Below are 12,501 nucleotides of genomic sequence, written 5' to 3'. Positions count from 1 at the left end.
GAGGTCTTCCCATGATCAACGTGACCAATCGTACCAATATTAACATGCGGTTTTGTTCGTTCAAACTTGCTCTTCGCCATTTGAGCTCTCCATTTTCCGTCCAAGCCAAGGACTAAGTTAAAAATTAATTACCAACCTGAAATTACGCGTATTTCTTTTGAATCTCCAAAGCAACAGCCGAAGGTACAGGCTCGTAATGATCAAACTGCATTGTATACTGCGCACGCCCCTGACTCATAGAGCGAAGAGTATTCACATAACCAAACATATTCGCCAAAGGAACCATTGCATTCACAACCGTTGCAATGCCGCGCGCTTCAGTTCCTGAAATCTGTCCCCGACGAGAATTGAGATCACCAATAACATCACCAACATAATCATCTGGTGTAACAACTTCCACCTTCATGATCGGTTCAAGAAGCTGTGCACCAGCCTTCTTTGCCCCATCACGAAAAGCCGCACGAGCCGCAATCTCAAAAGCCAAAACCGAAGAATCAACATCGTGATAACCACCATCAATGAGAGTCGCTTTTACACCAAGCATAGGAAAGCCCGCAAGAGGACCTGACCCCATAACACTCTCAATCCCCTTTTGGACGCCGGGAATATATTCTTTAGGAACAGCACCACCAACAATCTTTGACTCAAAAATAAAGTCATCACCATCATGAGGCTCAAAAACAATTTTCACACGAGCAAATTGACCGGCACCACCCGATTGCTTCTTATGCGTATAATCAATTTCCGCCATTTTAGTAATTGACTCACGATAAGCAACTTGAGGCTGCCCAACATTTGCTTCAACCTTAAACTCACGCCGCATACGGTCAACAATAATATCAAGATGAAGCTCACCCATTCCAGCTATAATAGTCTGACCAGATTCCTCATCCGATTTAACACGAAATGAAGGATCTTCGGCCGCTAGACGGTTAAGAGCAATACCCATTTTTTCTTGATCTGCTTTTGTTTTCGGTTCAATTGCAATCTCAATAACAGGCTCTGGAAATTCCATCCTCTCCAAAATAACAGGCTTCAAAGGATCACAAAGAGTATCCCCAGTTGTCGTCTCCTTAAGTCCTGCAAGAGCAACAATATCACCAGCAAATGCTTCTTCAATATCCTCACGAGAATTTGAATGCATTTGAAGCATACGCCCCAAACGCTCTTTTTTCTTTTTCACAGTATTCTCAAGAGAAATACCTTTCTGAACTTTACCTGAGTAAATACGACAAAACGTCAATGAACCAACAAAAGGATCATTCATAATTTTAAAAGCAAGCATAGATAGCGGAGCATCATCAGAAGATTCGCGTGTTGTCTCAGCCTCAGTCTTTACATCAATACCCTTAATCGCCGGAATATCAACTGGAGAAGGAAGATAGGAAACAACAGCATCCAAAAGTGGCTGCACCCCCTTGTTTTTAAAAGCCGTACCACAAAGAACCGGATGAAACTGAACTTCTACTGTCCCCCTACGAATGAGAGAAACAAGCTGCTCGTTGGTTGGCATAACACCCTCTAAATAAGCCTCTGTCGCTGCTTCATCAACCTCCACAGCCATCTCAATCAATTTCTCGCGATATTCTTCAGCTTTCTCCTTTAAATCAGAGGGAATTTCACTTATCACCGCCGAGGCACCAATAGAACCATCCCACTTTAAAGCCTTCATTTCTATAAGATCAACAACACCTTCAAAGTCATTTTCAGCACCAATCGGCAACTGCAAAACAAGCGCTTTAGCACCCAACCGAGAACCAACCATCTCCACACTACGATAAAAGTCAGCTCCTATTTTGTCCATTTTATTAACAAAAACCATACGAGGCACGCGATATTTCTCAGCTTGCCGCCAAACAGTTTCCGTCTGAGGCTCCACACCAGCATTTGCATCCAACAAGGCTATTGCGCCATCAAGAACACGCAAAGAGCGCTCAACTTCAATGGTAAAATCAACGTGCCCTGGCGTATCAATAATATTAAAGCGACGCTTCCGACCGTCCTGCCCTTCCCAAAACGTCGTTGTTGCAGCAGACGTAATCGTAATACCGCGCTCCTGCTCCTGCTCCATCCAATCCATCGTAGAAGCACCATCATGGGTCTCGCCAATTTTATGATTCTTACCGGTATAGAACAGAATACGTTCAGTCATCGTAGTCTTACCAGCATCAATATGCGCCATAATACCAAAATTACGATAATCTTCAATTTTATATTCGCGAGCCATTATATTTGCCTTGTTTAAAACTTCTACCAGCGATAGTGAGAAAAAGCACGATTAGCTTCAGCCATACGATGAACATCTTCACGCTTTTTCACGGCAGAACCACGATTATTAGCCGCATCCATCAATTCACCAGATAAACGCTCAACCATCGTCGTTTCATTTCGACCACGCGCCGCCGCAATCAACCAACGAATAGCAAGAGCCTGACGACGATCAGGACGAACATCAATCGGAACTTGATAAGTAGCACCACCAACACGGCGTGAACGAACCTCAATATGAGGAGCAACATTCTCTAAGGCCCGATGAAATAGAGCCACAGGATCTGTTTTTACTCTTTTTTCTACAGAATCGAGTGCACCATAAACAATACGCTCTGCAACTGATTTTTTACCATCAAACATAATGGCATTCATAAATTTCATAATAACCAAATCACCAAATTTTGGATCTGGATTAATCTCACGCTTTTCTGCTCTATGACGACGGGACATTGGCTTTGTCTCTCAATATTATTTTGGACGCTTTGCGCCATACTTTGAACGACGCTGTTTACGATTCTTGACACCCTGGGTATCAAGCAAACCACGAATAATGTGATAACGAACTCCTGGCAAATCTTTTACACGACCACCACGAATCATCACAACAGAGTGCTCTTGAAGATTATGTCCCTCTCCAGGAATATAACCAATCACCTCAAATCCATTCGTCAAGCGAATTTTAGCAACTTTACGAAGAGCAGAATTAGGTTTCTTCGGCGTTGTTGTATAAACACGCGTACAAACACCACGCTTCTGCGGATTCGACTGCAGAGCAGGAACCTTATTACGTTTAACTGGCGCCACACGCGGCTTACGAATCAACTGGTTTACGGTAGGCATGCAACCTTCCTCTTTTTGATCTATATTCTTCTCACCCAATCGGGCTTTTCTATTTTCATTTCCATCCACCCCAACAGAATCGGAACAGATATTTAAGTCTACACACAAAATCGGGCACACCTGCAAAAAACAGTTTACCCGACCATAAGCAGAGAAGGCAGTAGCCTTTTGCACTAGGATTTACTTTTAATCTTCTTAACACCTGTGAATAATCTTCCGGTTCATATCCAAAGCACCTGATTACACCCACATCGGCTATATCCATCTCTAATAGCGAGAACACGTACATTCGTCAAGAACTAAACAGCAGAAAGTTTTTAAAAATGAAAATAAATTAAATTTTAAAGCTTTAAATTTGCTTTTACCGCTACTCTTGATAAATCAATTTACCATAAGTAATATCCCTATAAATAAAAAAGTAGCGATATGACTGTAGCAAAACATAAATGCAGTAAATTGAGCAGTAAATTGAATTGCATATTTGATATCTAATGATGAGCGCCATGAAAATAGCAACGTGGAATATTGCCGGGATAAAAGCACGACATGAAACATTATGTCAATGGCTGCAGCAAAGCCAGCCGGACATAGTCTGTTTACAGGAAATTAAAAGTATTGATGAAAATTTTCCACGCGATGCAATTGAAAGTTTAGGTTACCATATAGAAACACACGGACAAAAAAGTTTTAATGGCGTTGCGATTCTCTCTAAAAAAACACCAGATGAAGTGATCCGTCGATTACCAGGCAATGATAATGATAAACAAACACGTTACATTGAAGCAGTTTATTCAACAAACAAAGGTGTTGTTCGTGTTGCATCTCTCTATTTGCCAAATGGGAATCCTATTGAGAGTGAAAAATATTCCTATAAGATAGAATGGATGGAAAGATTATATACACATGCAAAATCATTGCTTGCGTATGAAGAACCCCTTATTCTAGCGGGTGATTATAATGTCATCCCCGCTCCATTAGATGCAAAAAAACCTCAAGAATGGTATCAAGATGCCTTATTTCTTGGAGAAACAAGAAAAGCATTCCAACGTATTCTTCATTTAGGTTTTTATGATGCTATCCGGAATGTCACCGATACTCCCTCCTTCAGTTTTTGGGATTTTCAGGCAGGTGCCTGGCCTAAGAATAATGGGATTCGCATTGATCATTTATTATTATCACCAGAAGCTGTTGATCAACTAATTTGCGCTCATAGCCAAGCAGAAGTAAGGGGATATCAAAAACCATCCGACCACGTTCCTGTTTGGATTCACCTTAATATCAATTAAGAAAGTACAATCCTCATTTCATGAGACAACAAAAAAAATCCACTCAAAAATAATAACTATGCTACAGCATATAAACAGTATATCTTAAGCAACTAAAATAAAAATAAATGAATGGAGGACATAAATGAAGAAATCATTGTTAATGCTTATTGCAGCAACGGCCATTGGATTCTCAAGTTTCGCACATGCTGAACATGATACTCTTGAAAAAATAAAACGAACAGGGGAAATTACTTTAGGTGTCCGTGAATCATCTGGTTTAGCCTACGCCCTTGGTAATAATAAATATGTAGGTTTTCATACAGAAATGGCAGAACGGATCATTGATGATATCTCAAAAAAAATTGGTAAACCAATTAAAATTCATTATCTTCCCATCACTTCTCAAAATAGAATTCCTCTCTTAAAAAATAAAACCTATGATTTTGAGTGCGGCTCAACAACACATGATCTTGCCCGCAGTAAAGAAGCAGCATTTGCTTATACGACATACATTGAGGAGGTTCGGATTGCTGTAAAGAAAAATTCTAACATTAAATCTCTTGAGGATTTAAATGGAAAAACAGTTGCAACGACCACCGGTACAACATCTGTTCAACTTATTCGTAAAAATAAACGTGCAAAAAACATTCAGTTTAAAGTTTTAAAGGGGAAAGATCACGGAGATAGTTTTTTGTTATTAGAATCTGGTAAGGCAGATGCTTTTGTCATGGACGCTTCAATTCTTGCTGGACATATTGCTAAATCAAAGAATCCATCTGATTATGTCATTCTTGATACTGTACTTTCAGTCGAACCTATTGCCTGTATGCTCAGATTAAATGACAAAAAATTTGAACAAACAATCAACGATAGTATCGTACGTCAGATTAAAGATGAATCACTGGAAAAGCTTTATAATAAGTGGTTTATGAAACCGATCCCACCTGCTAACACTGTTATGAACCTTCCCTTGTCAAAACAAACAAGATATGCTTGGGATCACCCAAATAATAAACCTCGAGAAAGCTACGCAGAAAAAGATTTATAGAATTTAATAAAAAAGAACCACACTCTTTTGAAATTGAGTGTGGTTTATATTTTAATTCACTTTTAAATAAATTTGGCCTATGTAGATGCGCTTGGTTTATTGCCCTATTTGTGAATGACTAATTTGAGGGAATATCAATTAATGGACTTTTCTTTCCTTTGTAGAGATGACCTTACTCAAACATTGGTAACAGGATGCTTGGGGACTCCCGGCGTGAGCCATACCTATTTAGATACACTTCTCGATGGCTTTAAAAATACGGTTATATTGTCTATCACTTCACTTATATTAGCTGTATTGTGTGGTGTTGTTATAGGAACAATGCGCACTTTACCTAAAACATCCATAACCAATTATATATTTCGCACTATCGGTACTATTTGGGTAGAGATTATGCGTAATATTCCCCTCCTTGTACAAGTGTTTTTGTGGTATTTTGTTGTTCCGAAGATTTATCCACCAGCGATGAAATTTTCCCCCATTCTCTTAATAACATGCGCATTGGGATTCTTTACATCTGCACGCATTGCAGAACAGGTTCGTTCAGGCATTGAAGCGATTCCTTCTGGACAACGCTATGCTGCTATGGCAATGGGGTTTACAACTTATCAAAGTTATCGCTATATTATACTACCACGTGCTATACGTGCAATTATGCCACCTCTTACTTCAGAAGCAATGGGCATTGTGAAAAATTCGTCTATAGCATTCGCCGTTTCAATAAATGAGCTCATGCAATTTCAATACCAAGCAATTGAAGAGGTAAGCCATGTTTACGAAAATTATTTACTTGTTACGGCTCTTTATATTCTAATAGCCTTATTCGTATTCATTGTGATGACAGTCATTGAACAAATACTCAAAATTCCTAATTTTCAAACAAAGGGAAATTGAATATGATGAATTTCATAAGCTCTCAGTTTGGACTTTATTCTCCTTTCAATTTTTCCGACTTTGATTTTTCCTTTTTTACCTTTGATGTATTTCGTTCTTACATTTTATCAGGTTTACTCTTTAGCGTTTTTCTAACTCTTTTTGCAACGGTGTTGGGGTTTGTTTTCGGTACGCTTTTAGCAATGATGCGCCTTTCTTCCATAAAACTTCTTTCTTGGTTTGCAATAGGTTACATAACAGCTATGCGTTCAATACCACTTGTGATGGTTATCTTATGGTTTTTCGTGCTTCTGCCTTTTTTAACCGGTATATCCATCGGTGCAAATAAATCAGCACTCATTACCTTTACCGCATTTGAAACGGCTTATTTTGCTGAGATTATGCGTGCTGGAATCAATTCAGTTCCGCAAGGACAAAAATATGCAGGACAAGCTCTTGGAATGACATATTGGCAAAGTATGTACATTGTCATTCTTCCTCAAGCCTTTAGAGATATGCTTCCAGTCTTTTTAACACAAGTTATTATCCTTTTTCAGGATACAACCCTTGTTTATGCCATCAGTGGTCATAGCCTTTTGAATGGTTTTGATATTGCTGCTAATAATTTTGGTGTAAAGCAAGAAGCTTATATCTTAGCAGCTATTTTCTATTTTGTTATCTGTTTTACACTGTCACAAATAGTTTTGTATTTACAAAAAAAAGTATCCATTATTCGCTAACAGGAAAAAAAATGTCTACTCATATGATCGAAATAAAAAATGTTTCTAATTGGTATGGCGAAATTAAAGTCCTTAAAAACTGTACAACCAACATTAATAAAGGAGAAGTCGTTGTCGTTTGTGGTCCATCAGGCTCCGGAAAGTCAACACTCATTAAAACTATTAACGCTCTCGTCCCTTTTCAAAAAGGTGAAATTTGGATTAATGGAATACCAGTTCATTCAAAAAAAACGAATCTGCCTAAATTGCGAAGTCAGGTAGGAATGGTGTTTCAACACTTCGAGCTTTTCCCCCATTTATCTGTCACAGAAAATTTGACAATTGCACAAATCAAAGTCCTAAAACGAAGCAAAAAAGAAGCACTTGAACGTGGATTGTTATATCTTGAACGCGTTGGACTCATTGAACACAAAGATAAATATCCTGGTCAACTTTCTGGAGGGCAACAACAACGTGTTGCTATTGCACGTGCCTTAACTATGGATCCACTTGTCATGCTTTTTGATGAACCAACATCTGCTCTAGATCCTGAAATGGTAGGTGAAGTACTCGATGTCATGATTAGCTTAGCAGAAGAAGGTATGACGATGATTTGTGTAACCCATGAAATGGGATTTGCACAAAAAGTCTCGGAGCGTGTTATTTTCATAGATCAAGGAACAATTCTTGAAGACTGCTCATCTAAAGAGTTCTTTTCTGATCCGCAAGCAAGAAAACCAAGAACGCAAGAATTTTTGTCTAAAATCCTAAGTCATTAGCCGTTAGATTATCAAAAAAAGCTATCTTTACTATGAACTTGTATACAAGGAAACAGAGTTTAATATAAGATGAGAGAATGTAAAAATATTACAATCAGATGTTTAAAAACTGTTATTCTTTAAAATCTCAGCAACCAGTGAAATTGCTGTACGTCTCTCAGATTCATTACAAAGAGCAAAAGCCTCTTCTTGCAAAGGGTGAATCCAATTTTTGTCTTTTACGTTAGCTTTTTCATAGGCAGCAGTTAACATTGCTGCCCCACGGACAATTTTTCCTTCTTTAAGCAGTATATTTCCAAGCATTGCTTGGGCGGAAAGATTTCCTTTTTTTGCTGAAAGTTGAAACCATCGTGCTGCTTGTATAAGATTTTTCTCCCTTCCCTCTCCCTTTAAAAATATTTTTCCTAAATGATACTGAGCTTTAGGATTTCCATAGTTTACCGCAGCCTGCATATAAAGATGAGCAGCATAAGAAGGATCAGGTTTCACAGGTGATTGAGGAATACCTTTTTTTATATATCCCGCAAGTTTAACCAATGCGTCAGAAACATAACTTTCATCCTCTGAACCAAGATCAGCACCTTTTTCAACAATATATGCAAAAAAATTATATGCCTTATAATCATTTTTAGAGACACCATCACCGTTTGCATAGATAGAGCCAAGTTTCCAATTCGCACCAATATGGCCTCTCTTAGCTGCACAACGTAATGCTGCAATAGCCTGATTTATATGCCCATTTTTATAAGCAGACATGCCACGTTTTAAAAATAAAACGAACCATCATTCGCTTCTTGCAAGCTATTGACATCTATTACATAAACAGTCGAAAAGAATCCCCCTAAAATCACAACAATCGTGACCTTTTTCCATATCTGAAACCTATTAACCATTTCCCCCTACCTCAATTTTAATGATTATATCTGTTACGAATTTCTTTGTAGATATTTAAACTCTTTTTCTTAGTAAGAAGCATACGCAATTTTAAAGTAAAAATTTTAAAAGAAAAAACAAATAGATAAAAACCATCCAAAATGTTCGATAAAATTAAGTATCCATTTTTATATATAACAAATTGATTTTTAAATATAAATCATCATTCTATATTTTGTAACACATCCTTTAACATTCTAAGATTTATCGATCTTAAAATTTTATACGTATGAGCAAAAATCGTTCAATAAAATAACGTGCATTAAACAACAACTTGAGAACGAAGAGAATACATGATGAATGGTAAGCGTTTAAGTATAAAAAACAATACGAAAGATGGATAAATATAATGATGATAATTAACTTATAACTTCACGACTGCCTTACCACCTTAAGGATGAAGTTTTTTGTCTCCGTCAATCTATAAACAATACAGCTTTTTATTTAACGGATTGCACCTGACATCATTTCACATGGGGTTACTTCATACTTTACACACAAGTTCTACCTTAGAATACTCACCACTCATACAAAAAAATACCACATGTGTAATTTTACATACCTTATATTGCTACTCTAAATGATGATATTTTACAGTAATAAAGCAAGAAATTGATTTATAATTATAATTTTCCTTTTTGCATGTTGAATGAGGCCCTCGAATATCGTAAGATTCTCTCATTCCAAACGTGCTCCATGTTAAATCAATCAAAATCATCCGCTTGCACATTACAAGCAGAGAAAGCTATGTGGATAAAAACTCTGTGTAAGAAAGAACTAAAAATGCCTCTTATGAACGGTCTTAAGTGCCAAGGGCTGTCCGGATTGGACAGAATGGTGCCGGCGCTTGTTACTTCACAAGCATAAAGAAGGGAAGCCCAATGGATTTACCGTTATACCATTCATGATCTACGTCGTGGAATAGGCTTGGACGCCTTAAAAGATGTCTCTTTAATGATAAACATAAAACAATGGATTTCAGTAGAGATTTTATGATCGTTCATGAAAAACTAACAAAAGAAAAAGTTGAAATCAATCTAACCGCTCTAAAGCAACAAATATTTTTTTCTGCGCTGCACGCAGTTCTACAACCCTGTTCCGCTCACGCTCAACAATTTCTGCTTTTGCATTTGCTATAAATTTGGGGTTGTTTAACTTAAGCGATATTTTTTCAATATCTTGTTCAATTTTACTGACATCCTTCCTCAAACGAACACGTTCAGCCTCCAAATCAATCAACTGTCCTAATGGTAAACAAAAAACAGCCTCTCCCAAAATCATTTGTGCTGATACTTCCGGAACTTTATCAGAGAAATCAATAACTTCAATACGCGCTAATTTTTTAAGAAGTGCATCATAACGCTTCACACGCTCTCGCGTTACTTCCCCTCCTTCAACAACAACAAGAGGTGCTTGTGTCGCCACTGGAATATTCATTTCAAAACGTACAGACCGAATCCCCGTGACGACATCAATAAGCCAATTAATATCATCAGCAGCTTCTTCATCTATCAATGTTTCCTCTGGCCATTTTGTCAATGCGAGCATATCCTCACGCTTGATGGCTTGCGTTTCTGTAAGAGACCACAACTCTTCCGTCATATAAGGCATAAAAGGATGAAGAAGTTTATAAACTTCATCTAAAACCCAAGCAGTACAAGCTTGAGCCTCATTTTTAGCATCTTCATTTTCCCCCTGAAAAATAGGTTTGAGAAGCTCCAAATACCAATCACATAATGTATTCCAAATGAAACGGTAAAGAGTGGCAGCTGACTCATTAAATTTATAGTGTTCAATACCAGTCGTAACTGCTGAAATTGTTTTAGATAACTCTGTTAAAATCCAACGATTAAGCGCCAGTTTTGCTTGTTCTGGTTTAAAAGCTGGATCATGCTTCACACCATTCATCTGTGCAAATCGGGTAGCATTCCACAATTTCGTAGCAAAATTACGATAACCAGCAATACGGGAAACATCAAGTTTTACATCACGACCTTGTGCTGCCATAATAGCTAAAGTAAATCGAAGTGCATCAGCACTATATTGATCAATAAGCTCTAAGGGATCAATAATATTTCCCTTTGATTTTGACATCTTTGCGCCCTTTTGATCCCGCACAAGAGCATGCACATAAACCGTTGGGAAAGGAACGTCACCCATAAAGTGAAGTCCCATCATCATCATACGAGCAACCCAGAAAAAAATAATATCAAATCCTGTCACAGATAAAGATGTTGGGTAAAAAGTAGATAATTCAGTCGTTTTATTTGGCCATCCTAATGTTGAAAAAGGCCAAAGAGCTGATGAAAACCACGTATCTAAAACATCCGGATCACGGATTAAGTCAACAACCTCACCATAATGAGCAAAAGCTGAATCTAAAGCCTCTTTTTCACTTTTTTCAACAAAAACCGTTCCATCAGGACCATACCAAGCAGGAATCTGATGTCCCCACCATAATTGGCGAGAAATGCACCAAGGTTGAATATTCTGCATCCAATTGAAGTAAGTCTTTTTCCAGTTATCGGGAACAAACTGCGTTTTTCCTTGTTGAACAGCCTCTATCGCTGGCTTTGCTAATTCAGCAGCATGAACATACCATTGATCTGTCAAAAAAGGCTCAATAGGGACACCACTGCGATCTCCATGAGGAACCATATGGGTATGATCATCAACAGAAGCTAAATATCCCTGTTCTTCCATCAAAGAAATAATCTTCTGGCGAGCAACAAAACGATCAGATTTATCGAGATTTTCTACTAACATTTTTAATTCATCTGATAAAATCAAACCATCGAAAAATGCTTCATTTTCACGAAGAAAAATTTCGGCTTTTTGGGTAAAAATATTGATCAAGCGTAAATGATTACGCTGTCCTACTTCAAAGTCATTAAAGTCATGAGCTGGTGTGATTTTTACAGCACCACTTCCAGCCTCAGGATCAGCATGGCTATCACCCACAATTAATAACCTACGACCAACAAGCGGCAAAAGAGCATTTTTACCGATAAGATTTTTATAACGCTCATCTTCCGGATTAACAGCAATTCCTGTATCACCAAGCATTGTTTCTGGTCGTGTTGTCGCCACTGTTATAAAAGTTGTAGCATCATTTGGATCAAAAGTTTTACCTTCAAGTGGATATCTAAAGTGCCACAAATGTCCTTGAACTTCTTTTTGCTCAACTTCAAGATCTGAAATAGCTGTCAACAATTTAGGATCCCAATTAACGAGACGCTTATCCCTATATATCAACCCTTGCTTATAAAGCGTGACAAAGACTTCACGAACCGCCTGCGACAACCCCTCATCCATTGTAAACCGCTCACGCGACCAATCACATGAAACCCCAAGGCGACGCAACTGGTTTGCAATAACGCCTCCAGTTTCATAACGCCATTCCCAAATACGCTCAATAAACTTTTCTCTCCCCATTTCTTGACGCGTTGGCTCTTGACGTTCTGCAAGTTGACGCTCCACAACCATTTGTGTAGCAATCCCAGCATGATCCATACCAGGCTGCCACAACACATTTTTGCCACGCATCCGCTGAAATCTAACTATTATATCTTGAATTGTCGTATTGAGCGCATGCCCCATATGAAGTGAGCCTGTAACATTAGGAGGTGGAAGCATAACGCAAAAAGGTTCTGCATCGCTTTTAGAACCAGCTCCCGCTTTAAAAGCCCCACGAGTCTCCCATCTCTTTGCAACCCGTTGCTCTATAGAGGAAGCATCATAGTTTTTTTCTAACATTCTACCCATCCATA

Annotated in this window: 9 protein-coding genes and 2 pseudogenes; 5 read left to right on the top strand and 6 right to left on the bottom strand. The window is 38.2% G+C overall.

The window, feature by feature from the left end:
• The 4 genes and pseudogenes from ACFIKN_RS01885 to rpsL all read right to left on the bottom strand — a co-directional run.
• A pseudogene (locus ACFIKN_RS01885) lies at positions 1-80 on the bottom strand (elongation factor Tu); the annotation flags it as partial.
• Between the two features lie 62 nt (positions 81-142).
• Entirely contained in the window at positions 143-2,227 is a 2,085-nt protein-coding gene (gene fusA, locus ACFIKN_RS01880) for an elongation factor G (RefSeq protein ID WP_375657821.1), read from the bottom strand.
• 23 nt (positions 2,228-2,250) lie between these two features.
• The gene (gene rpsG / locus ACFIKN_RS01875) at positions 2,251-2,721 is read right to left on the bottom strand and encodes a 30S ribosomal protein S7 (RefSeq protein ID WP_273791452.1); all 471 of its coding nucleotides are present in this window, start codon (positions 2,719-2,721) and stop codon (positions 2,251-2,253) included.
• Between the two features lie 18 nt (positions 2,722-2,739).
• Entirely contained in the window at positions 2,740-3,111 is a 372-nt protein-coding gene (gene rpsL / locus ACFIKN_RS01870) for a 30S ribosomal protein S12 (RefSeq protein WP_005773262.1), read from the bottom strand.
• A gap of 503 nt (positions 3,112-3,614) precedes the next feature.
• Here rpsL and xth point away from each other — a divergent pair.
• The 5 genes from xth (at position 3,615) to ACFIKN_RS01845 (ending at position 7,798) form a co-directional block, all read left to right on the top strand.
• A complete protein-coding gene (gene xth, locus ACFIKN_RS01865; RefSeq protein WP_273791451.1) occupies positions 3,615-4,397 on the top strand; it encodes an exodeoxyribonuclease III in 783 nt (260 codons plus the stop codon).
• 124 nt (positions 4,398-4,521) lie between these two features.
• The gene (locus ACFIKN_RS01860) at positions 4,522-5,427 is read left to right on the top strand and encodes a transporter substrate-binding domain-containing protein (protein WP_375631472.1); all 906 of its coding nucleotides are present in this window, start codon (positions 4,522-4,524) and stop codon (positions 5,425-5,427) included.
• Positions 5,428-5,568: 141 nt separating this feature from the next.
• Entirely contained in the window at positions 5,569-6,321 is a 753-nt protein-coding gene (locus ACFIKN_RS01855; RefSeq protein WP_273791449.1) for an amino acid ABC transporter permease, read from the top strand.
• Between the two features lie 2 nt (positions 6,322-6,323).
• Positions 6,324-7,040 (top strand): amino acid ABC transporter permease, encoded by a 717-nt coding sequence (locus ACFIKN_RS01850; protein ID WP_273791448.1) that lies wholly within the window; start codon positions 6,324-6,326, stop codon positions 7,038-7,040.
• An 11-nt stretch (positions 7,041-7,051) separates the two neighbouring features.
• The gene (locus ACFIKN_RS01845; protein WP_273791447.1) at positions 7,052-7,798 is read left to right on the top strand and encodes an amino acid ABC transporter ATP-binding protein; all 747 of its coding nucleotides are present in this window, start codon (positions 7,052-7,054) and stop codon (positions 7,796-7,798) included.
• A gap of 102 nt (positions 7,799-7,900) precedes the next feature.
• On the opposite strand, the pseudogene ACFIKN_RS01840 reads toward ACFIKN_RS01845, so the two are convergent.
• Together ACFIKN_RS01840 and ACFIKN_RS01835 are read right to left on the bottom strand one after the other, a co-directional pair.
• Positions 7,901-8,691: pseudogene (locus ACFIKN_RS01840) on the bottom strand (tetratricopeptide repeat protein).
• A 1,072-nt stretch (positions 8,692-9,763) separates the two neighbouring features.
• Positions 9,764-12,487 carry a valine--tRNA ligase gene (locus ACFIKN_RS01835; protein WP_375657820.1) on the bottom strand — a complete coding sequence of 908 codons (2,724 nt, stop codon included), beginning with the start codon at positions 12,485-12,487 and terminating at the stop codon, positions 9,764-9,766.
• Positions 12,488-12,501 lie beyond the last annotated feature (14 nt).

Origin of the sequence: Bartonella sp. CL436QHHD, from assembly GCF_042195105.1 — a bacterium.
Taxonomy (GTDB): Bacteria; Pseudomonadota; Alphaproteobacteria; order Rhizobiales; family Rhizobiaceae; genus Bartonella.
The sequence above is the reverse complement of the archived record's forward strand: the minus strand, read 5'-3'. Positions and strand labels throughout refer to the sequence as shown.

What these genes read in the sequence shown, in the direction of transcription:
- rpsG (WP_273791452.1), bottom strand. Translation starts at nt 2,721, where the DNA reads ATGTCCCGTCGTCATAGAGCAGAAAAGCGTGAGATTAATCCAGATCCA.
- ACFIKN_RS01835 (WP_375657820.1), bottom strand. Translation starts at nt 12,487, where the DNA reads ATGTTAGAAAAAAACTATGATGCTTCCTCTATAGAGCAACGGGTTGCA.
- xth (WP_273791451.1), top strand. Translation starts at nt 3,615, where the DNA reads ATGAAAATAGCAACGTGGAATATTGCCGGGATAAAAGCACGACATGAA.
- ACFIKN_RS01850 (WP_273791448.1), top strand. Translation starts at nt 6,324, where the DNA reads ATGATGAATTTCATAAGCTCTCAGTTTGGACTTTATTCTCCTTTCAAT.
- ACFIKN_RS01855 (WP_273791449.1), top strand. Translation starts at nt 5,569, where the DNA reads ATGGACTTTTCTTTCCTTTGTAGAGATGACCTTACTCAAACATTGGTA.
- ACFIKN_RS01845 (WP_273791447.1), top strand. Translation starts at nt 7,052, where the DNA reads ATGTCTACTCATATGATCGAAATAAAAAATGTTTCTAATTGGTATGGC.
- ACFIKN_RS01860 (WP_375631472.1), top strand. Translation starts at nt 4,522, where the DNA reads ATGAAGAAATCATTGTTAATGCTTATTGCAGCAACGGCCATTGGATTC.
- fusA (WP_375657821.1), bottom strand. Translation starts at nt 2,227, where the DNA reads ATGGCTCGCGAATATAAAATTGAAGATTATCGTAATTTTGGTATTATG.
- rpsL (WP_005773262.1), bottom strand. Translation starts at nt 3,111, where the DNA reads ATGCCTACCGTAAACCAGTTGATTCGTAAGCCGCGTGTGGCGCCAGTT.